Consider the following 25153-nt stretch of genomic DNA (forward strand, 5'->3'; position numbering starts at 1 on the left):
AGTCGTAACGTTTTTTCCCTCCGAGCCGTGAAGGAAGTAGCCGCTTACTGTTTCCAGAAATGCAGATGGAGGGTTCCTATGGCCACAAAGGTAGTGCCTGCTCTGGTGCAAGAGAAGTTAGAAGCGTTTGAGCATCTCTTGCCTGAATTTGAGACATGTTTCCGGTTCGTACAAGATGTGCACGGTCAGAAACGCTTTTCCACGTGTTCGGTCTCGGATGTGGTCTTTTATCTTCACGCCCGCTGGATCTGCGACTGTAAAGGATACTTGTTGAGTGTGCCACGTACGACAAAGATGTATGAAGGGAAGCTTTGTCTTGAGCTGCTGCGCGATTGGCAGCTCAAGGAGGATACGGCATCGGTCGTTGATTTCTTACAGCGCCGGCTTGATCTGATGCCGTTCGCTGAATTGACCAGGCAGATTCATGAAGTGCAATGTCGGCAGGGAGAACATGGACTTGGAGAGCGGCTATTTCACGGTCGCCTGGTTTTGCTAAATCGCTGTATGAATTTGATGCAGGCGCTTGAGACGCTTTTTACCCTTCCAGAGCCCGAGCTATTGCAACAGGTACGACAGGCCTGTGAGCGCTATGGCCATACACCGGAACAGATCGAACAGCAACTGGCACAGATGGAGTCTCCTCTGTTTGCCTTTGTGCCTCATCAGGTGCTTGCGCAGCAAAATATGATGGTGATGAATCGTCTGGGAACGGAGATCATGTCGCGGGGCTCTGATCTCCCGGGGCAGCGTTCATGGCGTGTGTTGCCCGCTCAGGAGCCGCTCACACCCTTTGCCGAGCATCTGTTTCCTGCCTATCAAGAACTGGTGGCTCCCTATCATAATAACATCATGGAACACCATTTCGCTGATCCTCTTGAGCGTCAGGCCTCACAATAAGTCTCCCGGGCTCTCATTGCATCTCTGCTTGAGGGCGAGTATCATCTTAATAGAAAGGGAAAGGCCTATCTGTGAGCCTTTCCCTTACCCTTGATTCAAGGAGACTGGGAGATGAAATCGTATACCAGATATCTTACCTTTCATACTCGCAAGCGCAAAGAGATTGTGCCCATTACTGAGAAGGTAGAACAGATTATTCGGGAAAGCGGTGTGCGGGAGGGGCTGGCGCTGGTATCGGCAATGCATATTACTGCGGCGGTGATTGTACAGGACTATGAGTCAGGGCTATGGCAGGATATGCTCGATTGGGCGGAAGAGGTTGCGCCAGAAAAGCCTGATTATCGACATCACCGCACAGGAGAAGACAACGGCGATGCCCATTTAAAAAACCTGCTCTTTCACCATCAGGTCGTTATACCGATTACTGACGGGCAGTTCGATTCTGGCCCCTGGCAGCAGATTTTTTACGTCGAGTTTGATGGGCAACGTGATAAGCGTGTCATTGTGAAAGTGATTGGCGAATAAGTCAGAGAATGGGGGAAAGCATGTTACGAACCTTTACCGTTTCGACGCACAAGAAAGATCAGGTCGTTGATATTACTGATACTGTAGAGCAATATTTGCGTGAGGCCGAAAAGACAGAGGGCCTCTGCTCGCTCTTTGTGGCACACACAACCTGCTCGATTACCACGGCAGACCTTGACCCCGGAACCGATCTGGATTTGCTGGATGCGCTCCGCCATATGCAACCAAATCTGCGCTATCGTCATCCGCATAATCCGGCCCACGCACCCGATCATATCCTTTCTTCGATCATCGGTTCGTCGCTGGTAATACCCTATCAACAGTCGCGGCTGATGCTTGGCGTGTGGCAGCGCGTGATTCTGGTTGAGCTGGATGGACCGCGCGAGCGTACCCTGCATCTCTCGACATTCTAATTCTTGCCACTTCTGACGGTCGCTTCGTTTCACTGTCTGGAAGCGGCCTTTTTTCTGTTGCTCATGCCTTATCTATGAGACAATGTTAAAACCTGTAAGTCGTGTTCGGGACTTTGGTCAGGTACAAAAGCTACTTATTCTACCCTTGTTTTTCAAAAAAATGTCTGGTATACTTGCCCAAAAGGATAGTGTATTTCTCACACATTCCCTTTTCTTTTTTGTCCGGCAAGTAAGTGTACAAATTACACTTATTCAAAGGAGAATAAGAATGCGAACCCAGAAGAACCAACCATTTGATGTTGTCATCATTGGTGGTGGCATTGCCGGGCTGTCGCTGGCTTTACGGCTCCCGGAGACGGTGCGTGTGGCACTGTTAACGAAGGGCAAGGCTGGCGAGAGTAATACGCGCTATGCCCAGGGGGGAATTGCTGTTGCACTTGGTGAAGATGATACCCCGGAACTTCACCTTCAGGACACGCTTGCAGCCGGGGCCGGGCTCTGCGACGAGGCAGCAGTACGAACGCTGGTAGAACAGGGACCAGCAGCGGTCCGATGGCTGATTCAGATGGGAGTTCAGTTTGATAAGGCGCAGCCGGGCGATCTCCATGTTACGGCTGATGGTCTCTTGCTTGGCCGTGAGGGGGCTCATTGCCGCTGGCGTGTATTGCATGCCGGAGGGGATGCGACCGGGGCCGAGATCGAGCGAGCCTTGCTTGTTGCATTGCATGAGCGCACCTCAATCGTTGTGTATGAAGAAACCTATGTTTCAGAGCTTTTGATGCAAGCTGGAATTTGTACAGGGATTCGCGCGCTCGATCGTGCCGGGAACTCCTTTACCCTTTCCTCACGTTTTACCGTGCTTGCCAGTGGGGGAGCTGGTGGGCTCTGGCTTCATACATCGAATCCCGGGGGCGCTACATCTGATGGGATTGCGCTGGCCTGGCGAGCCGGAGCAGCCCTTACGGATCTGGAATTTATGCAGTTCCATCCAACCGTTATGGCTATCCAGGGTGCTTCTCATCTGATTTCCGAGGCAGTACGTGGCGAGGGCGCCTATTTGCGCAACCACGCCGGAGAGCGCTTTATGTTGCGCTACAGTCAACAAGCTGAGCTGGCGCCGCGTGATGTGGTCGCACGAGCAATTCTCAAAGAAATGGTAATCGAAGAAGTTGCGCATCAATATCTTGATCTGCGCCATCTCCCTGCACAAAAAATGCACGCACGTTTCCCGACAATCTCCACAATCTGTTCACACTATGGGCTTGATCTGGCTCAGGATCTTATCCCGGTGGCTCCTGCCGCGCATTATTGTATGGGTGGCGTGATGGTAGATACAGTGGGAAGAACGACGGTGCCGGGCCTATATGCGGTAGGGGAAGTGGCCTGTACCGGCGTGCACGGAGCCAATCGGCTGGCAAGTAATTCCTTGCTTGAAGGCCTCGTCTTCGGGATACAGGCAGCCTGTCATCTGGTTGAGCAGCTCAAAGCGGGAACGTGCCTACCGGCTCCCGAGGCGTATTCTTTGCGTGACTCGGCGCAGATGATCGAATATGAAGAGGATATACCAGCTTCAGGAGAAGAGGCGCTATCGATATCACAGATCAGGCAAGCGCTGCGCCAGACGATGTGGCGTTCGGTGTCGCTTTCCCGAGATGCGGAAGGCCTGACGGCAGCCTTGCAGCAGGTAAGAAGTTTGAAGGCCAGTCTCCCGGAACAGCGCTCGCGCGAAGAGCAGGAGACCGCGAATATGTTACAGGTCGCGGAACTGGTGATTGTCGCGGCTCTGACCAGATGGGAGAGTCGAGGAAGTCACTGGCGAAGTGACTTCCCGACCACGGACGAACGACTGAAGCAACGCCATTTCGCGTTTCAGCGTCGCCTGAGTGGCTCATCTGATCAAGAAAATAGGGAGAGCGCTTCTCTTCTCATCAGGTAGTGTGTATCCATGAAAAGAAAGTATAAGGGGTGTATGAATAGCGCTTTTACCGATATCATCAAACGAACACTTGAAGAGGATGGCGCATATTGCGACGTCACGACATTAAGTACCGTTCCCGGGACACAGCAGGCACAGGCGGCGATAATCGCGCGGCGGGCGGGCGTGATTGCCGGATTGGAAGTCGCGGCTCAGGCGTTTACGCTGTTTGATGCTCGCATTACGGTGACCTTGCTGGTTCAGGATGGCGCGACCGTCAAGCCTGATGAGCGCCTTGCAACGATCAGTGGTCCCGCACGTTCCATCTTGAGTGCTGAACGAACGGCTCTCAACTTTCTGGGGCATCTTTCAGGTATCGCTACTCTGACAGCGCACTGCGTCAGTGCAATCGAGGGTACAGGAGCGCATATTCTGGATACCCGTAAGACGATGCCCGGGCTGCGGATGCTTGAGAAGCAGGCGGTGCGACTTGGCGGGGGGCAGAATCATCGTTTTGGGCTGGACGATGGCATTCTGATCAAAGACAATCATATTAAGGCAGCGGGCGGGATCACCCAGGCGGTCGAGGCCGCGCGACGTATGGCCCCGCATCTATTCAAGGTCGAGGTAGAGTGTGAGACGCTTGAGCAGGTGCAGGAGGCCCTGGAGGCAAGGGCTGACGTCATCATGCTGGATAATATGAGTGTTGAGGTGATGCAAGCGGCCGTTACCTCTATTCGTGAGCAGAACCCACAGGTCTTGATTGAGGCCTCCGGGAGCATCGGAACTGATGAGAAGCGCCTGAAAGCGGTAGCCTCAACCGGGGTTGACTTTATCTCTCTAGGAGCAATCACGCACTCGGCTCCACAATTTGATATCTCACTGGAATTTGCTTGATCGGCTGCAAGCATCGTGAAAGGAGACAGAGAATCAATGGCTATCAATACACAATGTGCAGAGAGCCAGGAAGCACGCATTCTTCCCTTGCTTACACCAAAAACACGGGCAAAGCATGACCTTTCAAAGCGCGTTGATATCATTCCAACATTCTATGCGGAGATGGAGCCGGAGGAGATTCATCGTCGGATTGCGGCTGCAAAGGAGGCACTTGGTTCGCGGCTGGTGATTCTGGGACACCACTATCAGCGCGATGAGATCATTCAATATGCAGATTATCGCGGCGACTCGTTCAAGCTGGCTCAGCTTGCAGCAGGGCGTCCAGAAGCGGATTACATTGTGTTCTGTGGCGTTCACTTCATGGCCGAAAGCGCTGATATTCTCAGCGCGGCTCATCAGAAAGTGGTGCTACCAAACCCGGCGGCCGGCTGTTCTATGGCTGATATGGCAAATATTGCCGAAGTAGAAGAATGTTGGGAGACGCTGCATGAGCTGCTTGGTGAGGATGCAAGTATTATCCCCGTCACCTACATGAACTCGGCGGCGAACTTGAAGGCGTTCTGTGGCCGAAATGGTGGTATTGTCTGCACATCATCGAATGCTCCAGCGGTAATGAGGTGGGCCTTCTCCCAGGGGAAGCGCGTCCTGTTCTTCCCTGATGAGCACCTGGGACGCAACACGGCCCTCAAGTATGGCATTCCTGAAGAACATATGGCCGTCTGGAATCCGAAAGATCCCTTTGCTGCTGCTGATGCGGAAGAGGCTTTTGAACGAGCGCAGATCATTCTGTGGAAGGGTTTTTGCTCGACCCATATGCGGTTCAGCCTGCAACAGATTGAGAAAGCGCGTGCCGAGTATCCCGATGTGAAAATTCTGGTCCATCCAGAGTGCAGGCGCGAAGTCGTTGAGGCTGCTGATCTCTACGGCTCAACAGAATATATTATCCAGCAGGTGGAGAACGCCCCGGCGGGGACACGATGGGGGATCGGTACCGAGATCAATCTGGTGCACCGCCTGGCAAAAGAGCACCCTGAGCAGTTTATCTTTTGTCTGGACCCGGTGGTCTGTCCTTGCTCGACCATGTATCGGATTCACCCTGCCTACCTGGCCTGGGTGCTGGAGGCGCTGGTCAACGACGAGGTGATCAATCAGGTCAGCGTCGATGAGACAACCGCTCATTGGGCGCGTGTGGCGCTTGAACGCATGCTGGCAATGAAGGGATAAGAGTTGCCAGAACTGTCAGAATGCGTTACTGTAGTACTGGCCGTGCGAACGCTGTTTGTTCCACGGGCAGTACTGTCTACTGTGTTTTGTAGTAGAAGGAGAAGCGCATGACAACAAACGAGGTTCAGGAACTGCGAGAGGGGCAGCCTGCCCCTGATTTTACCGTTCCTGCTATCGGACCTGATACGATCGTCAAGAATGGACAGGTACATCTGGCGGATCTTAAGGGGCGCGTGGTAGTGCTCTATTTTTATCCGAAGGATGATACCCCTGGCTGTACGGCTGAGGCGTGTGCTTTCCGCGATGCCAATCAGGAAATGCAGCAGCGGGGCGTCGCTGTGCTCGGTGTCAGCACCGACTCACTGGCCTCTCATCAAAAGTTCGCCGAGAAATATGGCCTGCCTTTTACCTTGCTTGCCGATACCGATAAAGTCGTCGCTCAGGCATACAATGTCTACAAGGAAAAAAGCATGTTCGGCAAGAAATACATGGGTGTCGAGCGTGCGACCTTCCTGATCGACAAGGAAGGCGTTATCCGCAAGATCTGGCCGAAGGTCAAGCCGGATGGGCATGCCGCTCAGGTTTTACAGACGATCGAAGCCTTGAACCTCTAATGATACAAAGAAAGAAGAGCATGGCTGGACATTATCCAGCCGTGTTCTTGCTTTCAGTGCGTGTGATCTTCAGGTCATTCCATGTAACTTCAAAATGATACCGTTTTCCCTCCTGAAAGAAATCAGCAATCGAACGAGCCGCTAACTGGCTGATAAGCAGCGCGAATGGGCGGGTCAATGGGTAGTCGCATGGATCGCCGGGCGTGTCCCGTGGCACGATATAATCCGGCTCCCAGATCCCGGAACCATAAAGTCCGTCACCACTGAAGCCGATATGCAGGCAGGGAATGTGCAGCGAACGAGCCATATCGCTGATGGCCTGCCGCCCCTGACGATTATCAAATGCGTCGATGATAACGGTGCTGTCTTTGAGCTGCTGTGTTGCGTTCTTCCCGGTGAGCTCGATTACAACAGGTTCCAGTTTGGTCTGAATAGCCCGATAGAGTGTGTTTGCCAGGGCGCGGGCTTTGGGCGCCCCGACTTCCGCCCGACCGTATGGCTGCGTTGAAAGGTTGCGCATCTCGACGCGATCTTTATCGATCAGTTTGATGTTGGTAAAGCCCATTTTTGCGAGGGTTTCACAGAGATTGCCGCCCAGAGCGCCAGCGCCACAGATAGTAATGCGTTGCTCGACGAAGGGGGCAAGCGATGCATGCCGTTCCTCATGAAAAAACGGACTATTTGAATGAAGCTGTTGTGCCATAATGTGCCTGCTAATCCTCGTATTGTGCCCAATCCGGGCTTGTGCTAACAACATTGACCAGACTGGTTAGATCGAAGTCACGATCTCGGCCACTTAAACAGATACCACTTGAGATGACCTCAAGCCGACGGTTGACCACTGAGCGATAGCGGTAATGATTGTCCCGTTCGCTCCATTCAACAACCAGTTGTCCCCCGGGGATCTCACTGTAGCTGTGAAGCGTTGCATTGGCTTTCGCCAGGGCATGTTGTAGCTGCCCTTCCAGCGTGCTACGATGACGCTCCTGCTGAAGCCGCGCCAGACGTTGTGAGGCGGGCAGATGACGTAGCTGTTGGTGCAGCCGCAGCTCGAACTGTTCACGCTCCTGGCGCTCGTTTACCTCCAGTCGATGAATCTGCCAGAAGAGCAGGGCCAGCCTTTGACTTTGCGCCAGACCGGGCAGGAAATTTTTGACCTCGTCTTGTTGACTGGAGGCATCGCGGAGCCACTCAGCCTGTATTGGATCTGCCAGCAAATCCGGGCCCTCATACCAGAGCGTACGCCCATCAACGCGTACAAGTACGCGCTCAAAGCGGTCCGCGCCGTTGGTGGGATCACAGAGAAGGACGGGGTGTGGCTCAGGCGGCATTCCGAAGCGCTGGCGGGCATCGCTCTCATTGAACGGGATGGCCCACCACATCGATGGGTGTTGAATATCGGGCCAGAGGAGTATCATACGCAAGACAGGGAAGAGTTCCAGATAGGCGCCACGTTCCCAGGGTTGCGCTTCGCGTTGAAGTTCTGCCTCGCGCTCATTGCGTGGGCGGAAGCAGCCCCATCCGCTAAAAGAGCTCTTCTGGCGGAACTCATAGACCAGACCATTCAAGCGCGTACGAATGCGGCTTCCATGAATGACAGGAGCGATAATATCTCGTTGTAGTAGCCTCTGGCTCTCCTGTTGTAACCTTGCAATCAGGGCCCGGGGATCAATGCGTCGCTCATGAGCCATCGTGATGCTCCCTTTCTGTTCTCAAATTGGCTGTTTCGCCAGGCGGGATGGGCTGGTATTGGCTGTTGTCCTTGCATCGAAAATACAGTATATTCTTTGTTCTCGTTCTCATTATATTCAGCTTGAGTGGAGATGACAGGTATGCAACAGGACTGGCGGCGAGATCGCTATTGTATCAGCACAGATAAAACAAAACTTGATATTGCTTTTATCCATGCTTTTCTTTCCCATTCATATTGGGCGGAGGGCATTCCGCAAGAGATTGTTGAGCGTGCCATAGAGCATTCTCTGTGCTTTGGTATTTATGAAAATGAACAACAGATTGGCTTTGGACGCATAGTGACTGACTATGCTACATTTGCGTATATTAGCGACGTATTTATCAGCGAGCCGTATCGTGGAAGAGGCCTGAGCAAATGGTTAATCGAAGTGATGACCGCGCATCCACAGCTACAGGGCTTGCGTCGCTGGATGCTGATGACTCGGGATGCACATGGCCTTTATCAACAATTTGGCTTTACTGGCCCGAAAACGCCCGAGCGTATAATGGAGATTACCAATCCCGATATCTATCGACGCAAACAGGGAGAGCGGTAACGGACAGAAAAACAGTGTGGGGAAAAACTCGGTTCCCCACACCCGCTTCAGGCGACCTGAGCGCGGCTCGGTATCTCGTACTGCATAATCATCTCAACCTGCTCGGCTTTGCTTGGCATTGCCAGCAAGTTTAAGACGTTGGGCAGTGAGTAGTAGTCGCCGTTGAAGGTATAGCGAATGACCTCAATGCCATCTTCTATCAGGCCTTTATTGAAAAAATCATGTCCCCCGCCGTCCACCTGAAGAATGACTACCGATGGAGCCGCCTGCATTTGCTGCTTGTACTCTGCATAGGCCTTGCGGAAGTAAGGGGCAGTGTTCTCGCCCTCATCGGTAACAATCACGATGGTCTCCGCATAGAAGCGCTCTTTCGTCATCTTTGCCAGCGCTGAGCCGATAGACGTTGAACCGTTAGCTTTGATGAACTTGAACGCTTTCTCCCACTCGCTCATAGTTGGACGTGGCTGCTTTGATTGTACCTTGATCTCGATGGCAGTACTATCAAAGGCGTATACCTTAAATTCCGCGTTGATAACGGCGCTGATCAGAGCTGCAAGCTGCTTTGACACCTCAATGGCAGTCGTCATCGAGCTACTTTTATCGACAAACAGCGCGGTTGGTCGCTTAATCTCGACCGTCGCGGCAACGCGCTGGTCCGTCACTTTGGTCAGCTCTTTTTCGGTCTCCTCATCCAACTTTGCCGCCTCAATGGCCTTTTTCGCCTTAAGCGTGGAGACTCGTTTATCCGTTCGGGAATCCGCGATCTTCTGGTTGATGAGCTCCTTGACTTCCTGATGGTCCAGCGCCCCCTTACGCTTCAGCATCGCCATATTATTGATGACTTCCTGAGGCGTCATAGCATTAATGAGCGCGACCAGCAATGCGGGCGTGATATGGCGGAGAGCGCCAATCGCCGTCGTATACGGAATCTTGTTCTCGATGATAATGCTTGCCTGCTCTTCCGTTGTTTGTGCCTTCGCCAGTTGCTTCAATCCAGCAAGCGGGCTGTCCGCGGGCGGTTTCTCATCAAAGAGAATGGCCTGAGCGCGGGGACTCGGCTTGATGCGCAGGCTGGCATACAGATGCTTCAAGGCTGTGCGTGCCCGCAGCGCCGCGCCATCGAACTGTTTGGAGTTGGCCTCGCGGGTCCGCAGATAGTATGTGATCGCGTTTTTCAGTGAGCGCGGCACTTTCCCGATAACCTTTTTGGCGTGATCGAGGACGCGTGCGACTTCATATGGAGCCAGTTGTTGCAGCAGGACCCAGGCCGCCTCGCGGAATTCAGGGTACTCACTGGTTGCCAGGTGGGCAACAAACAAAATTTTGTGGTCACGTACCTCACCTTTGGCAAAGTACCAGGGAGCAAGATGGCCGTAAAAGAGGGGGTCTCGCTCCAACGCACTGGTATGGATGGAAGCAAGCTCATCCAGCTTTCGGTGTGGTGTGGTGAGGAAGCTGTTGAGAACCTGAATGCGAACGTCCTGTTCAGCGGTGCGAATATCGCTCATGCGTTTTCCTTTCGTGAGAGTGCAGGGCACGGCTGATGCTCTATACAAGTTCCCGGGATAATCCGATATCTCGTCGGCTTATGGACTGCCTCTCCGGGCCGAAGCGTGTGAGTCGAAAGAGCTATTGTGTGCTGAGCTATAAGCCCTGAAAGGTGGGCTTAGCAGGAGTCGAACCTGCGACCGTCGGATGAGTGTCCGATGCTCTACCAGTGTGTAAGCTCGATCGGTAAGGGCACGCCTCGGCTCGAACAAACAGTCCGGGGAAAGTGAAACGCGCGAGTTAGAAGAGCGATAGCAAAGTCTGATGCTCTCCCATTTGAGCTATGGCCGCACGATATGCGGCCAGCGGGACTCGAACCCGCAACCCTCAGATTAAAGTGTGTAAGCTCATTCCTGTAGGAGCGCGTTTCACTTTCGCATAGCTGACAGCTATCCGGGCTGAAGCGTGTGAGTCGAAAGAGCTTCAACGATGTTGTGATCGTGCAGATCAGCCGGGACTCGAACCCGAGTATTGAATTGTTCATTCAATACCTGCCAAAAGTGTGTAAGCTCAATCGGTAAGAACACGCCTCAGCTCGAATAGCGCCGCGCGTAGATATGTGCTGGATCCGGGCTGAAGTCGAGACGCACAAGTTGAAAGAGCTTTGAAAAACAAAAGCCAGTAAAGGGCTTTGCCTTTGACCACTCGGCCATATCCATAAAGGATAGTGGGATTCGAACCCACGGATGTGTATGTACGCTCAATCTGTGAGAGTGCGTCCCGGATTATTGTCTGTCTTTTTAACTATTATCCATAGAGTGCTTCTGGGCGCACAATGACTGCCTGATCGGTGCGGACAATCACATAGTCGTCCAGTATGTGGGTGGGTAAATCGAGGTAGTGAGTGACTGCCCGCTTGATCTCTTGATCTGTTGCCTGGTTACCCAGATGCAGCGCTGCCAGACTCAGTTCTTCGCTGCGACCATTAAAGCGAACATGCAAAAGGCGTTGTGTCATGCTGTCCTCCAATCACGCAGTCACTGTACCTGACATTTCACGAGATATTTGTTGTTTGTCAAGTAGTCTATATAGGTAACTATACAGAAAAGCCACCAGCTTTGTCAAGTGTTTTTGCGACATATTTTGCGCTCCTCGAAAAAAATGAGAGAAAGAGCGCCTCTCTTCTGCCGGTACTCTGTCTTGAGCAAAAGCGTGAAAGCTATCAACGAGATGCTATAATACATCTAAATTTACCCTGAAGCTATGAGGTATATCACAAATGCAACCTTTTGACGATATAAAGGCAAGAGCGATGCGTTTCCCGGAGGTTGACCTGACGAAGGGACGCAGTATCGCGTATTCGCGCAGTGTGACGCGTCGTATTATGGAACTGATCGACGGTAATTCACAGGGGAACGTGCATGGTGGGGTCATTATGCGTATGGTTGATGAGGCCGCCGCTATTGTGGCGATCAAACATAGTCAGCGACCCTGTGTGACGGCTCGTGTGGAGCGCTTTGACTTTGTGGCTCCCGCCTACATTGGCAATGTAGTAACGGTCGATTGCGCGTTAAACTACGTTGGACGAACCAGTATGGAGGTGGGCGTTGAGGTCACTGCTGAGGATCTGATGACCGGTGAGGTGCGAAAGATCGCAAGCAGCTATGTTATTTATGTCGCGCTCAATGAGCAAGGCAAGCCGACGCCTGTTCCACCGCTTGAACCTGCCGATGAGGAAGAGGCCGCTCGAATCGAGCGTGCTCGGATTCGGCGTCAGCATATGAAGCGCCTGGACGAAGAATTAGAGAAATTACATCCATAATTCTCTATTTTGTTGTGGCAGGGCACAGACCAAAAAGGGCCTGTGCCCTTTTCTTTTTTCCGCTTTTGTAAGGAGACCGGGTATTTCTTCTCTACAAAACCACAAAAAGGAGTTGTAGATTTTGTATGTATAAGAAACTGGTCTCTCTTTTGCTCAAGGAGCAACTATGTGCGTTTCTGGGAGTGTCTGCCCGGAAAGGAATCTATAAAGCGGAACTGGTGGAACGGGTATGTCAACTGGTTGAAAGCGACCCGCAGGAGATGCAGCGGCTGCTCGCGATGTTTCCAATAGAGTTAGCCGTTGTGCCGGGCGAACTGGAGGAGCTCTTGCACTGTACGGCGACCGAACGCAAGCGCTGGACGCGGGAAGGCAAGCTGCCGGTGCTGGAATATCGTGAGGTGCGGATCTCCGGGCGCATGCGTCGCTTCGCTGTTCACGATAGGCGTGAGATTCTGGCGATCACTGCCGAGACTGTTGCGCGTTGGCGTGAGGAGCATGCGGTGCTGATTCAGCAGAGGCGGTCAGCGGGGGCGAGAAGCGCTGCTAATCGCAAGACCGAGCGACAACAGGTGCGTGAGCAGTTCTGGATCTCCTGGGAACAGATGAGGGCAGAATGGGAGGATGCGGCTGGTGCTCAGGGTGCGGCTGTGCTTCGGCTGGCATACTGGACAGTATGGGCGTCGCGCTGGGCCAAGTTCTATCATGTGAAGCATCTGCGGGGACGGAAGCATGCCCAACGATACGCAGAGCTGCGTGATCGCTGGTATGCATTGAAGCAGCAGGCAATGCTGGCGCTGTGGCGGACTCCCTATGCTTTGTTGTCATTCTATCGGCCCCCTTCTCCTGACCGTGAACACTTCTGGCTCTGCCAGAAGCATTACGAAGAGAAGTGTGAGGAGGAGTACGAGAGCGTTTACGATTTTTTCCGCTTCAATCAAGCACGAATTGAAACCTGTCCGGCGTGTCAGATTGAGCGCGTCAAGGATTATTATTCGCTCTATCTACTTGAGATCATGATTGAAGCGGTGCCGGAGGCACGGTTTGCTTTTCATCTGCCCTATCCGCTAGGGCGAAGCAGCCTTCCCGCTCCGAAGGTTCTCCCGGCTGTAATCCATGTTGAACAAGAAGGGCTTTTTCGCTTTGGGAGACCACTGACTATTGATGAGCAGAGCGTTTATCGTGAACAGGATGTTCTGGCTTCTCTGGAACAGGCGTTGCATGAGGTGCAGGCCTTGTTTGCGTGAGGGGAATGCTGTTAGAGAGTGCGGGACGGTTCGGGGTTGGATCGTCTCGCCTCTCAAAAGGGGTTGGGTCTTGGCGGAGAGGGATGTATAATAAAGGTTGTATGAAGAAGTGCCTGTTGTGATATGATGGGAAAGTATATCTAAATGTATTTGATTTTGCTGGCTGAGGTCACTTTTGCATGCTTATGAGCTTATCCTAACCACGACCTGCTATGGTGAAGAGAGCTCTATGCCACAATGAAATTCGGGTAGTTGGGGCTGAGCCTACTCTGGATATCTTTTTTCCCTGATTTTCCACAGTGATATGATGCTGGCAAAAACATATTGCGAAAAGTGAAGGAAAAGGAATACACTTTGACTATCAAATACTGCTAGCAGAAGGCTGACTGGCGAAAGCCGGGAATAGTGTAAGGGCAATCGTATCAAGCAGCCGGTTCGTTCTGCTAATTGAGGAGGACTTATGGATATTTTGTTGCGGTTGGATACCCTGGGGTTGGTAGAGGTACGCTATTTGCGCGGACGAGAACGGTACCGGGAATGGCCTCAGTTTGAGTTACTGGCAGCTTCCAGACAGGCGAGAATCTTTGCCTATTTTAATCGTGAAGTGGCAGAGCAGTTGCACCAGCAAATTCTGATGGTTGAAGCTGCGGTGGGATTGAGTGAAGAGGGCAACGATGTTTCTGAGAAAGCAGAAGGTGCCAGCCAGGAGGAAGCGCGTAGCGAAGAGGATGTGAAGAATAGCGAGAAGGAAGCGACATCTTTTTCCCCTGCCTTTGCTCAGGCGCTCAAGCAGTTGAATGAGCTTGCTCGTCAACGGTTACCTGAAGCCGGGACGAGTGGCACGACGACCAGTGGCGAACTGACCCAGGATATAGATGAAGAAGATGACGCGCTGGAACAGTTGCAAGATGCCTTTACACAGATGATGGAGGTGATTCGGGAACTGGCTGAAGAGCTTTCGACTGATGCTCTCAAGCTGACCAGTCGCTTTAAATGTGCCCGCACAAATATCGAGTTTATCCCCCGGCCAGATACCGAGGCAGAGGATGAGGAAGATCTGGAACTGGGTTCTGAGGGCGGTATTGTCGATATTGAAGTTGAACTGGTGATGGTGTTACAGTTATTTGAGGAAGGGCGCGCTCGTCCTGACGATCTACCTGCAGTCGAGTTGCAGCTTGATGTGGACGACTTTGAACGTTTGCATGAGACACTGGATTTTGCGCTTGACCGGGAGAAGCATAGTCGCAAACGGCACTAAACCCACATCCATAGGTCCGGAATGCGCTCTGTTGCTCTTTTCTGCTCTTTGTAGGATATTTTATCTGTAGAAAGGCCAATATAACGGCATGAAGCGATCAATTACCATTGAGGATTTGTACCATTTTCACTGAAGCGGGCCACGATACTCCCGTCTTCAGGTGGGAGAGGATGGGTTTGTTGCAACGGCTGCTCAAGCGTGCCTCAGCCGGACTGATCTCCCGGTATACTATCGCGGCGGAAAGCGAGCATGCTGCGGGTACGAATATTTCTGCCCACTTTGACGGCACAATGCAAGATTGATCTAATAAAACAGTTGCCGTCAGATTATGGACAAGGGAGGAGATGCGGGGGAGGTTTATCCCGTATCTCCTCATGATCTTTGGTAAGGAATATTAAACGTATGAGCGGCCTGTAGAGGTTGGTGATGATGTGCTGGTCATATACAACGATGGAAATGGCATACAGGAAGGTGTGGGCCTGGTAATAGAAGTCCTTAGCCCTGACCTGTTAAACCTTGCAATATTTGCCAGCTCCGTCGTTGTAGGCGTACGGATGCCGCGAGGCGAGTCTGATAATACCTGGCGGCCCCGATCCGATTCAGACATGTAATTTTGTGATGGCTTTTTGTAGTTCATCATCTCGAAGCCAATCTTTAGGCGCTCTGTTTGCAATTTGTTTTGCCAGGGCTTTGCGATGATCACTGTGAATAGTTTCTACGAGTTCAATTCCTTGAATAAAACGAGTTTTGAATAGATCATAATCGTTTATCTTACAAGCTGCATCTGCTATATAGAGCAGTGATCCGCATTGCCCTCGTGGAGTCGCGTTCTGGAGAAGGCTTTTATCAAGCTGCTGGATTGCGGTCTTTGGATCTCCCAAATGCAAATAAGCCATTGCAGCATTGTGATGAAGTGTATAAGGTGTACAGTCCGCGTAATCGAGAACGTCTGTTGTGTTTGCATATGACTCCTGGGCGAGCCCCATGTGACGTAAAGCTGTTTGCTTGTAATCTGCTCCCAGATAAGAGTATGCCTCAGCCATTATCGCGTGACAATTGCTTGCTATGTTTGTCTTCTCGCTTCTATTGGCGGTTAAGGCTTCCTTAGCCACCTCGATAGCTTTTTCTGGACGAACCGGCGGACATACTAAATATGTCCAGCCCATATACGTTAAAGCTGCCGCTTGCAGAAGGTGGTCGTTGGATAGACGGCTGCACTGTATTGCCTCGTGATTAAATAGTTCGCGTGCAATATAGTTGGCTTTATGGGTCGCTGCAATAACGCGCAATAATAACGTTTTAGTAGCAATCGAGGCAAGCTGCTGCTGGTATGGGGAAGGTTCCAGCGCCATATTGATAAGCATTGGAGCGATAACTGATAGTATTTCTGATGCCTGCGAAGTATTGTTGTTGATTTGGTGCCAGCATTCACGTAACGCAGTATCCGATAACGTGATATACAGATCAGTCGGTATGGAGATATGATTTGGAGTAGCTAATCCTCCGCTACAAAGAAGTGTCAGAGCTTGTTGTAATAGCTGCCTGCGGCCTTTGTTCATGGGATCGTCCTTATCTAGTGAAGCTTCATTACCCAACTCCTTTATCAGTGAAGTGATAGGTTGTATGAAGCCCAACTCTTCGGCATTGCGGTTGAATAAATCGCAGAGAGCTTGTCGATGCTGCATTCCAACTCCCCGCAATCCTCGCTCCCATTTTGAGATGAGATCGGCAGATGTGCCAATCTTTCTTGCAACGTAGGCCTGACTCCAGCCTCGTTTTTCTCTCTCGTACTTTAATTTGTGGTTTGGTTCCATAACAACACTCCACGCCTACTTCTCTACTTCATAAGCTGATTATAACACAAAACATATGGTTTACAAGCAAGTGTCTTGATTTGTCTTGAAAATGCCATTTTATACCTAGCAAAGGTACATGTATGATTGTACGAGTAGAAAGAAAAAGGCATGCCCATGTTGGCAGCTAACCCGTGAAGTGGTTAAAGAGCTGCAAGGCGAGGATCTGGGATCAAGCTATATCGCGTGATCTTGCCGCACAATATGGGGCGATTGCTGGAATGAATGGCGGGGTGACTCCGATGTTTACAGTGGTGACACCTACAATTCAAAGAGAGCAAGACCGGGAAAAGCTCTTTGCAGGTTGGAGAGAGCACGGAATTCTTGTTTCGGAGCATCAAGGCTCATGGATGCTTGTGTTCCCACCTGGTACTAACCGGGCCGAGATTCTACCTCGGATGTCTTACTATGCCGAGTATCTGGTGCAACTCCCTGATAAATGGTTTGTGATCATGCGAGATTATGGCTTGCCAGATGGGAGACAATATGTTGCTGTCTCATATCCTGTGGAAAAGTATAACCCACTACCGTGTTATATTGGGGAGTGGCAAAATGCATAGTAGATTTCCATTTGCTGAAGAGAAGATGTATACACTCTGCTTGAGCGGGGCCGAGATAAACATGCTATACGATATGGCCCGGCAGAGGACAGCCGAGATTATGGCCAAACATCCTTCGCGTGTGACTAATGCAGAGAGAAATGTTCTCATGGGGCTTATAAAATACAGCTCTATTGTAGAGCAAATCATAAGCGCAATTCATGTCAGAGGGATACCAGTAGATAATGTGCAATACAGTGTGGAGATGAGTGCTATCACTCTTGCCTCATTGCTTGTTGAAGCACAGAGGCAATATCATCTACTGAACTCTAAACCTGCATGGGAACATACATCTACTGAGGAGAGACGGCTAGGTAGCCTCTGGGTGTTCTGCCGTATTGCGGAGCGTATCGTTGACCAGGATAGGGCAAAAATGGCTTCGAGTGGTCCTGGGTTGTAGATGCTTGTTTAGGTGCTCTGTTTTGGGATTGCGTAGTAACTTATCGTTGTGGTTTGTCTGTCGTTGCCGGAAAGGACGTTGTTATGAGTAGCAAACCCTCTGTAGGCGCTCTGAGAGTTACTTACAGGGCTCGTAACTGGGAAAGTCCTGATCCAAGGGTCAATGAACTACTCACTATAGCTTGTGCAGGAGTACCATTGACAGAAGAGCAGGCCGAATTGCTGCTAGAGCATATCAGGGCTGTGACCGGTGTGGATTATACGTTCAATGATATTGATTTACCTATGCTCCCAACAGTTGAACGAGCACTGGTAGACAAAACCATTGATGCAATCAATCAGTGTTACAGCGTGTGTGAGGATGAATGCGCTTCCTCTGATGCTGTAGAGAATGCGAGGGGACTGTTCAATAGGTTGGTTGCTTTTCTTGAGCGGGCTCATGTGCCGGTTCTCTACTCAGAATACACTGAAAGGTGGTATGCATTGTATCGCGAAGTTCCAGCTTATTTCTACCATCTGGCTTATCCAGCCTCTCAGTCGTCTTGATCCATTTGCTCTTTCACCTACGCGTGGCTGATTAGGGGCCACACACAATCGGAAGTACCCTGTTTGACCCCGGGGTACTTCTTATATTCTCTTTCGGTACTCTCTGTGACTCCTCGCTAAAACTCCTTATCATTTTTCAAGGTTTGAATGAGGCAATTCTGTTGCCACCGGTCTCGGTAAACCAGAATGTTCCGTCAGGACCCTCGACAAGCCCGAGCGGCATACTACTTGCAGTGGGAATGCGATAATAGCGAAATTGCTGCTCGCCATGTTTCAGTTGCGCAATGGCATTTTCAGAGGTAGAGACAACCCAGATATCCCCGTTTTGCTGACTGAGAATACCATAGACTCCATTTGCTCGCTTTGGCTCGTGTGCGGCACGGTAGACGGCGAACTGTTGGGTTGTGGGCTTATACTTCAGAACAAGTCCCTGTTCAAAGCCGGTTGCCCAGATGGCTCCCTCTGCATCGTGGGTGATTTCCATTAATCGATTCTGTTTCTCCGGGATCTCGATCAGAGTAACCTTACCTGTGGGGGGGTCGAGCCGCCCGAGTAAGGGCTTATTTGATAAGGTAAACCAGACTACTCCCTGCTTATCGATGGTCAGGCTATAGGGAGCATATTGCTGTACCGTTTTATGCTCCGTCAGGGCGTATTGCTTGATTGCGCCCGTGCGAGGATTCAATACACCGATCATGTCTGCATTCAATTCGGTAAACCAGATATTTCCTTGCTGATCGACTGCTAGACTATTGGGCGCTGAGGGGAGTTGCTGCTTGTTATGCTCAAGCAGTGTGAGCGGATAGCGCTGAAACTCTCTGGTAGTTGGCGTGTAATGGCCGATAAAGTTTCCATACTGCTCCGCGAACCAGATCGTGTTATCAGGCGCGACGGTCAGACCCATGATCCCGTTTGCTCCCTCGGGGATGGGAATTTGTTGCAGCAGGGCATTGTGCGGAGAAAAGACGGAGAGATGGTTATATTCCATCTCTCCAAACCAGATATCTCCGTTTTGGTCAATAACCGGTCGCATCAACCCATTGCCTGTCTGGGGAAGCGGGTACTCATGGAAGCGACCGCTTGTGATGGTAGTCAGTTGAATGCCCTCTACCGCCGGGTTCGCAGAAAGAGGTGAGCCAGAGCAGCCCACAAGCGTCACCGCGATTAGCAGAAGAGAGATCAGCAAAGAGACCAGTTGCTTCACAGTCGCACGTTATTCTACATACTGCCCGTAGACACCATCGTCGACGAGATGCAACAGGCGCGCCTTGACAAGCTTATGCTGCCAATCGTCTGTAGTCTCTGGCAGGTCGTGGAGCTCGACACGAATATAGTTATCGGTCAGTCCTTCCCAGCAGCCGTGCTTGTACTGTTCAATCAACACATCAACAGTCTCGCCCAGGAAGCGTTCACGGAAGAGGCGGCTATGCTCTTCGTTCAGTTCAAGCAAGCGGGCGCTGCGCTCTTTCTTGATGTTCTCTTTGATGTGACCCTTCATTCGAGCGGCTGCTGTTCCCTGGCGTGGGGAGAAGCGGAAGACATGGGTTTTCGCGAATTCAAGCTCTTTTGCCATCTGGTAGGTTAGCTCGAAGTCCTCGTCTGTTTCTCCCGGGAAGCCAGTAATGATATCGGTGCTGATGGCAACGCCGGGGATCAGTCGCTTGGCGGTAGTAACAATAGTGCGATAGCGCTCTGAGTTGTAGCGGCGGGCCATACGGCGTAGGATCGCATCGGAACCACTTTGCATCGGGAGATGGAAGTGTCGGCACATGCGAGGATTCTCCCAGAGTTCCAGCCATTCAAGACGGAAATCTTCCGGCTCCAAAGAGGAAACTCTGATGCGCGGGATCTCCGTTTCCTTCAGCAGGGCTGAAATCAGGTCGCCGAGATCCTGTTTCTCTTCCGGATCGGGATGATAGTCGCCAAGATGAATCCCGGTCAGCACAATTTCCTGATAGCCTGCACGGACCTTCCGGCGCACATGCTCCACAACCGATTCGATGCTGCGGCTGCGTGACTTGCCACGTACATAGGGCACAATACAGTAGGTACAGCGGTTGTCACAGCCATCCTGCACCTTCATCTGCACGCGGGTACGTGAGAAGATCCGGTTGTGAGCGGGCTCGACCGGGGCCTCAGGGGTGTGATAGAAAGGTGCGAGGCCTGAGGGATTCTCTGGCTGCGGCTCCGGCTCTGCCGGGAGGAACGTCAGCTCAGTATCACTGCCGATATGCTGTGTATCCAGCGGGAGGACCGGCAGACTACGCCCTCGGGGAGCGGGCTTATTATTCGATGTCTCTGCTGTGTCGGGCTCAGTGGTGAATAAACGCTGCTTGATCGTATCAACCAGTGTATCTTTTGCCGTGTTGCCTACAACTAGATCGACACCGGGCAACGCAGCGACCGCTTTGGGGTTCAATTCAGCATAGCAGCCAGTGACCACGAGGAGCGCATCCGGGTGGCGACGATGTGCCTGAGCGATTAATTGCCGTGAGCTTCGGTCGCCTAGATGTGTGACTGTACAGGTATTGACAATGTAGATGTCTGCAACCTCGTTAAAGTCGCGCTGCTCAAAGCCAGCGGCGGACATCTGCTCGCCGATGGCCTCGCTGTCGGCCTGATTGACCTTGCAGCCCAGGGTGGTAACTGCAAATGTGTTTCCTCGTGGTGAGCTGTTTGACATGGTTCCCTTTACTTGTCGCTTTCTGTACTAGTTTGTAGATGCTGTGTGGCAACAATGGAGTGAGTGGCGCGCACTCAATTTTGAACGCACCAATTATAGCGCATTCTGGTTGCATTGTGTAGTAGCTGCTTATGGCCGAGCCGCTGGCTGTGGCACTTGTGGTTGCTGTGGAGCTGTGGGAACAGGTTCGGTCTCCATCAGATTTTTATGCATCAACGGGAGCGCGAACCAGACACAGCCCAGACCAAACAGCGAGCCAGTCAACAGGCGAAGGAACATATTGCTCTCGCGCCAGCCGAACATCTGTGTGAAGCCGTCAAGGGCCATCGGAACACACATAAGCACCCAGAGCCACCAGGGTAGGCCGGGGATACGCTTCTTCGTCAGGACGAAAATCAGGCTCCCCAGAAACATAGATGTGTAGATCGAAAAGTTACGCTGACACAAACCAAGTTGATGCCCGAAGAGATAAAATGAGTGTGATGGTATCTGCCCGCAGACGAGATGCATGGAATAGAACAGCGGTTTTGAGAGGTTATTCAAACCCAGAAACGCCAGAATTGGCACAAGAAAAGCTGCCAGAACCAGGAGCCCGAAGACCAGTGTAATGATAAGGGCCCAGTGGTCCATCAACAGATTGAGAATATGTTCTGGCCAGGCAAGCAGGCCCCGTCTTGGTTGAGATTGTTTGATTGGTGAGGCTGGTGATGCCATAGCATGTTCATCCTTCCTGAGCTGTTGCGCCTCTTTGCTGTGTTACAATCGATTCTCTTGTAGTGCTGCGAATACAGAGGCCAGTTCACTATATTCTATACGTCCTTCAGCTACCACAGTTTCATTGATCGTAATGACGGGGATACGGTATCGGTAGCGCTCAAAGAGCTCAAGATCTTTGCGGATATCGGTTTCGGTTAGATCGAACTCGGTTTCTTCCGCAATCCTGTCCAGTATGTCGCGAGCCTCATCGCAGAGATGACAGCCCGCTTTTGTATAGAGAACAACCTGTAATGGGTGTTGTGGTCGCGTGCTCAAAAAGTTTCCTCCAAAAGATAGTGATAGTAATATCATACGACGCTTTTCCCCAGAAGACAAAGGAAAGCGGGAGGACCTCAGCCCTCCCGCTTGCGATTTCTGGCACTCACTTATGATAGGTGATCCTCAATCGGTTTTTCCTTCGGTAGCGGACGACCCGGTAGCCACCAGTTCCAGCGACCGAGCAGACGCATAGTTGCCGGGACAAGCAACGAACGCACAATCGTCGCATCGACGAGAATGGCAATCGTCATGCCAACGCCCAGTTCTTTCGTGACCGTCAGAGATGTGAAGATGAACGAGACGGTCACAACCAGAAAGAGTAGGGCGGCGTTTGTAATCACGCTGCCGGTCATTTCGAGACCACGGGCAACCGCAAGCGTATTATTCGAGGTGTGAAGCCACTCTTCACGCACCCGGCTCAAAAGGAACACTTCATAGTCCATCGAGAGGCCAAACAGGATACAGAAGAGCAGAATCGGCACAATGTTATCTACAAAGCCATTGCTGGTAAAGCCCAGAATGTTACTGAAGTTCCCCCATTGGAAAATGAAGACCAGAACGCCATAAGTCGCACTGATCGATAGCGCGTTCATGATAACCGCTTTGAGTGGCAGAAGCAGTGAGCGGAACATCAACATCAGCAGAATGAAGGTCGCAGAGACGATAAAGATGATGGCTTTCGGAAAATTTCCATAGAGGAAATTATCAAAATCCATATAGATCGCCTGCATACCACCGACATGCACGGTGATGTTCTCAACCGCTTTGTCCCCTTCATTGCGCAGATGGGTGATCTGGTCGTTCGCTTCAGAGGTATTGGTTTTCGTGTCGGAGCTCACGGTAATCTGGGTAAGATCATCTTTTGTGGTGGACTCGACAAACTGGACCAGTGCCGGATTCTGTTTATATGCGCCGGTCGTGTAGAGCATAATGAGCTGGTCCTTCGTCAGTGCGGGACTGCCCGGAGCCGAAGGAGGATTCATAATGCTGGAAACGTCCTTGACGTGTGGCTGTTTCTTCAGCCAGTCGCTCAAATCGGCGATGTGATTCAACTGATCCTTCGTCAGTACGTCGCTCTTATCTTTTGTCTGTGCGACAATCTGGATCTGCTGATTCTCAAACTGGTCTGGAAACTGCTGTTTGAGAACCTCAAGTCCCTGGCGAGAGGGGGCCGTTTTGGGTAGCATGGTCTCGCTGCTGGTGCCAATGCGCATGGAAAGCACGGGCCAGCCCAGACCAACCAGAATCACACAGACAATCAGAATGGTGAGGAATGGCCGTTTCATCACACCAAGCGCGAGGCGATGCCAGAAGCCGCCAGGCTTATTGTAGCCGTCCCCAGATGTGGGCATGGTGAGCTTCCAGAGGAATGGGATGCGAATTGAGTTCACGCGATGACCCACAATGCTGAGTAGTGCAGGCAGAAAGGTCAGGGCTGCCAGGACCGCTGCAACGATGACCGCTGCTCCGCCAATACCAATGGATGTGATAATGCCCAGGCCGATCAGCAATAGCCCGACAAAGCCGATGATTACCAGCAGGCCACTGAAGAGAATCGCTTCACCGGCAGTCGCAATTGTCCATGCGATCGCTTCCCGAACCGGATAGCCCTGAGCCAGTTCTTCACGGAAGCGCCGAATAATAAACAAGCTATAGTCGATAGATGCGCCTAAACCAATGATAGATATAACGCTCAATACATAGTTGCTGACCTCCATATTGAGCGCGATTGGATAGACAATTGCCAGGGCCATTACCACAGCAAGAATTGCCAGCAGCAGTGGCATCGCGGCGGCTGAAAGAGTGCCGAAGACGACAATCAGGATCACGAGCGCAACAGGTAGGGCGAACAGGTCGGCCCGCTCAACGTCTTCCTGTGTGCGATGCAGCAGTTCCTCTGTCAGCGGAAGCTCGGATGTTAGATAGACGTGCGCCGGACTGGCCTTATCTCCGGTTGGAAGCTTGTCGCGGAGGGCTGGAACCTGATCCTGCATATCATTGGCATCAGCATCGAAATTCAGCACGAGAAAGGTTGTTTTCTCATCTTTGCCAATGCCGCCAGTCGTAATATTTTTCAGATGGGGGAAATCTTTGAGTTTGTCTTTGAGGTCGGAAATCTCTTTTTGATAGTCGGCGTCGGAGACTTTTGTGTTCTCCGATTGGAAGACAACAACAGCCTGTGATGCGGGGGCATCTAGTTTGTCTTTTAGAAGCTGTTTTACATGGACGGATTCACTGCCTTTGAGTTCAATGCCGCCACCACTGAAGAGTGAGGGCGTTTTTATCGCGAAAAAGGCACTGACCGCGATGATGAGAACCCAGAGGGCAAGGACAAACCAGCGAACGCGATAGATAAAGTGACCATAGGCAAGGCCAATGCGATAGATGCCGTGTGCCTCACGGGCTGGAGGTGTTTGCAATTGTTGTTTCTCTTCTACAGTCTCGGTATGTGTCGATTTCATGTGTATGCAAACTTCCCTTGTGCTTACTACAGTATGTAGAGAATTGTTTTCGCATGCCAGTAATCAGGTTTGGCTGGGAGAACAGCGGAAAAATGGGCCAGGCTTCTCGGTCCTCATCCCTTATAATGCTTCTACCATGTCTTCTCTTCCCACGTCCTGTCCGACCCGGGGGGAGAACCAGCCTCAACGCTCGCTTGCTCTCGTTGCCTGATTGCGCCAGAGTGAAGGCATATCGCGCTTTATTATAGCAGGCAGGCGGTGCGTGCGCTGCATAAAAAGCAAGCCGAAGACATGCCCGAGGTAAAGCGCTTTCTTTTTGGGATCTAAAAGCTTAGATCCTTTTTCTGCTCTCAGGGTTTCATGAATTTCGAGGTTAACCTCATATTTTTTGAAAATTGGTTGTGAGCGAAAAAGGAAGGGACAGGAGGAAGTCCCTTCCTCTGGACATACTGTTGTACTTATTAAATTGTGCAATCAATCGGCGGTGGTGGACAGTTGTTCTGCATATGGATGGTTGGTTTCGCGAGCACATGAGCGGGTTGCAGCATCTGTGAAAGCGATCCTATATAACTACCGAGCAGGATGGTGACGGTCAATATCAGAGAGAGAAAAAGACGTTTGAGTGTATTCATAGTGATCATAGCTCCTTTTGCATACTGTTTTATGAGAAAGGTGTTAGGAGCGAGAGAAAATCTTGCAGTTTTTGGAGAGACAAAAGAAAAGAAGTAAAGAGATGATTGAAGAATCGCTAAAGTGGCTGTTCCTCTTCTATGGAAGAAGAGCCGCTTTCGTTCCTTATGCCTGAGGAGGCGACATGGAGGGAAGCGCCTTTTCTTCCTAACCGGTTTTTGTTGCTTGTAAGGCCTTTCGTTCTCTGATATAATTGTGGAGAGAAATTTCCGATTTCACCAACGAGTAATGTAATTCTTCTTTATTTCCCTTGTGGATCAGCCAATAAAGCGGCTTCTTTTGAGGTTTAATATTGCCTTGA

The 25153-nt window shown here is 51.3% G+C and carries 25 protein-coding genes and 1 tRNA gene; 14 read left to right on the plus strand and 12 right to left on the minus strand.

Annotation, left to right across the window (positions count from 1 at the left end):
- Nucleotides 1-78: 78 nt before the first annotated feature.
- From EI42_RS27120 to bcp, 7 genes are all read left to right on the plus strand, one after another.
- Nucleotides 79-897: a hypothetical protein gene (locus tag EI42_RS27120; RefSeq protein WP_111325774.1), complete on the plus strand. Its 819-nt coding sequence runs from the start codon at nt 79-81 to the stop codon at nt 895-897.
- Nucleotides 898-1008: 111 nt separating this feature from the next.
- Complete coding sequence (locus EI42_RS27125) at nt 1009-1422, plus strand: secondary thiamine-phosphate synthase enzyme YjbQ (protein WP_111325775.1); 414 nt, start codon at nt 1009-1011, stop codon at nt 1420-1422.
- Between the two features lie 20 nt (nt 1423-1442).
- Nucleotides 1443-1835 carry a secondary thiamine-phosphate synthase enzyme YjbQ gene (locus EI42_RS27130; protein WP_111325776.1) on the plus strand — a complete coding sequence of 131 codons (393 nt, stop codon included), beginning with the start codon at nt 1443-1445 and terminating at the stop codon, nt 1833-1835.
- Nucleotides 1836-2103: 268 nt separating this feature from the next.
- Nucleotides 2104-3771: an L-aspartate oxidase gene (gene nadB / locus EI42_RS27135; protein WP_111325777.1), complete on the plus strand. Its 1668-nt coding sequence runs from the start codon at nt 2104-2106 to the stop codon at nt 3769-3771.
- A 33-nt stretch (nt 3772-3804) separates the two neighbouring features.
- Nucleotides 3805-4647 (plus strand): carboxylating nicotinate-nucleotide diphosphorylase, encoded by an 843-nt coding sequence (gene nadC, locus EI42_RS27140; protein ID WP_111325778.1) that lies wholly within the window; start codon nt 3805-3807, stop codon nt 4645-4647.
- A 36-nt stretch (nt 4648-4683) separates the two neighbouring features.
- On the plus strand, nt 4684-5871 hold the full coding sequence (nadA, locus tag EI42_RS27145; RefSeq protein WP_111325779.1) for a quinolinate synthase NadA: 1188 nt from the start codon (nt 4684-4686) through the stop codon (nt 5869-5871).
- 107 nt (nt 5872-5978) lie between these two features.
- Complete coding sequence (gene bcp / locus EI42_RS27150) at nt 5979-6485, plus strand: thioredoxin-dependent thiol peroxidase (protein ID WP_111325780.1); 507 nt, start codon at nt 5979-5981, stop codon at nt 6483-6485.
- 31 nt (nt 6486-6516) lie between these two features.
- On the opposite strand, the gene EI42_RS27155 is transcribed toward bcp, so the two are convergent.
- On the minus strand, nt 6517-7188 hold the full coding sequence (locus EI42_RS27155) for a HesA/MoeB/ThiF family protein (protein ID WP_111325781.1): 672 nt from the start codon (nt 7186-7188) through the stop codon (nt 6517-6519).
- Nucleotides 7189-7198: 10 nt separating this feature from the next.
- Nucleotides 7199-8176 carry a hypothetical protein gene (locus EI42_RS27160; protein ID WP_111325782.1) on the minus strand — a complete coding sequence of 326 codons (978 nt, stop codon included), beginning with the start codon at nt 8174-8176 and terminating at the stop codon, nt 7199-7201.
- 141 nt (nt 8177-8317) lie between these two features.
- On the opposite strand from EI42_RS27160, the gene EI42_RS27165 reads away from it, so the two are divergent.
- The gene (locus tag EI42_RS27165; protein WP_111325783.1) at nt 8318-8773 is read left to right on the plus strand and encodes a GNAT family N-acetyltransferase; all 456 of its coding nucleotides are present in this window, start codon (nt 8318-8320) and stop codon (nt 8771-8773) included.
- 47 nt (nt 8774-8820) lie between these two features.
- Here EI42_RS27165 and EI42_RS27170 read toward each other — a convergent pair whose 3' ends face one another.
- From EI42_RS27170 to EI42_RS27180, 3 genes are all read right to left on the minus strand, one after another.
- On the minus strand, nt 8821-10281 hold the full coding sequence (locus tag EI42_RS27170) for a hypothetical protein (RefSeq protein ID WP_211326369.1): 1461 nt from the start codon (nt 10279-10281) through the stop codon (nt 8821-8823).
- Between the two features lie 153 nt (nt 10282-10434).
- Nucleotides 10435-10502 (minus strand) — tRNA-OTHER (locus EI42_RS27175).
- 566 nt (nt 10503-11068) lie between these two features.
- On the minus strand, nt 11069-11278 hold the full coding sequence (locus EI42_RS27180; protein WP_111325784.1) for a hypothetical protein: 210 nt from the start codon (nt 11276-11278) through the stop codon (nt 11069-11071).
- Between the two features lie 262 nt (nt 11279-11540).
- Here EI42_RS27180 and EI42_RS27185 point away from each other — a divergent pair, with 262 nt between their 5' ends.
- The 4 genes from EI42_RS27185 (at nt 11541) to EI42_RS34525 (ending at nt 14887) form a co-directional block, all read left to right on the plus strand.
- Nucleotides 11541-12083 (plus strand): acyl-CoA thioesterase, encoded by a 543-nt coding sequence (locus EI42_RS27185; protein WP_111325785.1) that lies wholly within the window; start codon nt 11541-11543, stop codon nt 12081-12083.
- A gap of 125 nt (nt 12084-12208) precedes the next feature.
- Nucleotides 12209-13327 carry a hypothetical protein gene (locus EI42_RS27190; RefSeq protein ID WP_111325786.1) on the plus strand — a complete coding sequence of 373 codons (1119 nt, stop codon included), beginning with the start codon at nt 12209-12211 and terminating at the stop codon, nt 13325-13327.
- 460 nt (nt 13328-13787) lie between these two features.
- The gene (locus EI42_RS27195) at nt 13788-14585 is read left to right on the plus strand and encodes a hypothetical protein (RefSeq protein ID WP_111325787.1); all 798 of its coding nucleotides are present in this window, start codon (nt 13788-13790) and stop codon (nt 14583-14585) included.
- A 170-nt stretch (nt 14586-14755) separates the two neighbouring features.
- Entirely contained in the window at nt 14756-14887 is a 132-nt protein-coding gene (locus tag EI42_RS34525; protein WP_281278976.1) for a hypothetical protein, read from the plus strand.
- A gap of 297 nt (nt 14888-15184) precedes the next feature.
- On the opposite strand, the gene EI42_RS27200 is transcribed toward EI42_RS34525, so the two are convergent.
- Nucleotides 15185-16399: a helix-turn-helix domain-containing protein gene (locus EI42_RS27200; RefSeq protein WP_111325788.1), complete on the minus strand. Its 1215-nt coding sequence runs from the start codon at nt 16397-16399 to the stop codon at nt 15185-15187.
- A gap of 173 nt (nt 16400-16572) precedes the next feature.
- On the opposite strand from EI42_RS27200, the gene EI42_RS33520 reads away from it, so the two are divergent.
- Both EI42_RS33520 and EI42_RS27215 read left to right on the plus strand, forming a co-directional pair.
- Nucleotides 16573-16998 (plus strand): hypothetical protein, encoded by a 426-nt coding sequence (locus EI42_RS33520; protein WP_111325789.1) that lies wholly within the window; start codon nt 16573-16575, stop codon nt 16996-16998.
- Between the two features lie 636 nt (nt 16999-17634).
- The gene (locus EI42_RS27215; protein WP_111325791.1) at nt 17635-17982 is read left to right on the plus strand and encodes a hypothetical protein; all 348 of its coding nucleotides are present in this window, start codon (nt 17635-17637) and stop codon (nt 17980-17982) included.
- 136 nt (nt 17983-18118) lie between these two features.
- Here EI42_RS27215 and EI42_RS27220 read toward each other — a convergent pair whose 3' ends face one another.
- The 6 genes from EI42_RS27220 to EI42_RS32855 form a co-directional block, all read right to left on the minus strand.
- Nucleotides 18119-19186: a Vgb family protein gene (locus EI42_RS27220; RefSeq protein ID WP_111325792.1), complete on the minus strand. Its 1068-nt coding sequence runs from the start codon at nt 19184-19186 to the stop codon at nt 18119-18121.
- Between the two features lie 9 nt (nt 19187-19195).
- Entirely contained in the window at nt 19196-20665 is a 1470-nt protein-coding gene (mtaB, locus tag EI42_RS27225; protein WP_111325793.1) for a tRNA (N(6)-L-threonylcarbamoyladenosine(37)-C(2))-methylthiotransferase MtaB, read from the minus strand.
- 129 nt (nt 20666-20794) lie between these two features.
- Nucleotides 20795-21379: a DUF2085 domain-containing protein gene (locus EI42_RS27230; RefSeq protein WP_111325794.1), complete on the minus strand. Its 585-nt coding sequence runs from the start codon at nt 21377-21379 to the stop codon at nt 20795-20797.
- Between the two features lie 42 nt (nt 21380-21421).
- On the minus strand, nt 21422-21697 hold the full coding sequence (locus tag EI42_RS27235; protein WP_211326370.1) for a glutaredoxin family protein: 276 nt from the start codon (nt 21695-21697) through the stop codon (nt 21422-21424).
- Between the two features lie 110 nt (nt 21698-21807).
- Complete coding sequence (locus tag EI42_RS27240; RefSeq protein ID WP_111325796.1) at nt 21808-24162, minus strand: MMPL family transporter; 2355 nt, start codon at nt 24160-24162, stop codon at nt 21808-21810.
- Nucleotides 24163-24623: 461 nt separating this feature from the next.
- Nucleotides 24624-24794, minus strand: a complete 171-nt coding sequence (locus tag EI42_RS32855; RefSeq protein ID WP_170142945.1) for a hypothetical protein — start codon at nt 24792-24794, stop codon at nt 24624-24626.
- Between the last annotated feature and the right edge of the window lie 359 nt (nt 24795-25153).

This window comes from Thermosporothrix hazakensis (assembly GCF_003253565.1).
Classification (GTDB): Bacteria; Chloroflexota; Ktedonobacteria; order Ktedonobacterales; family Ktedonobacteraceae; genus Thermosporothrix; species Thermosporothrix hazakensis.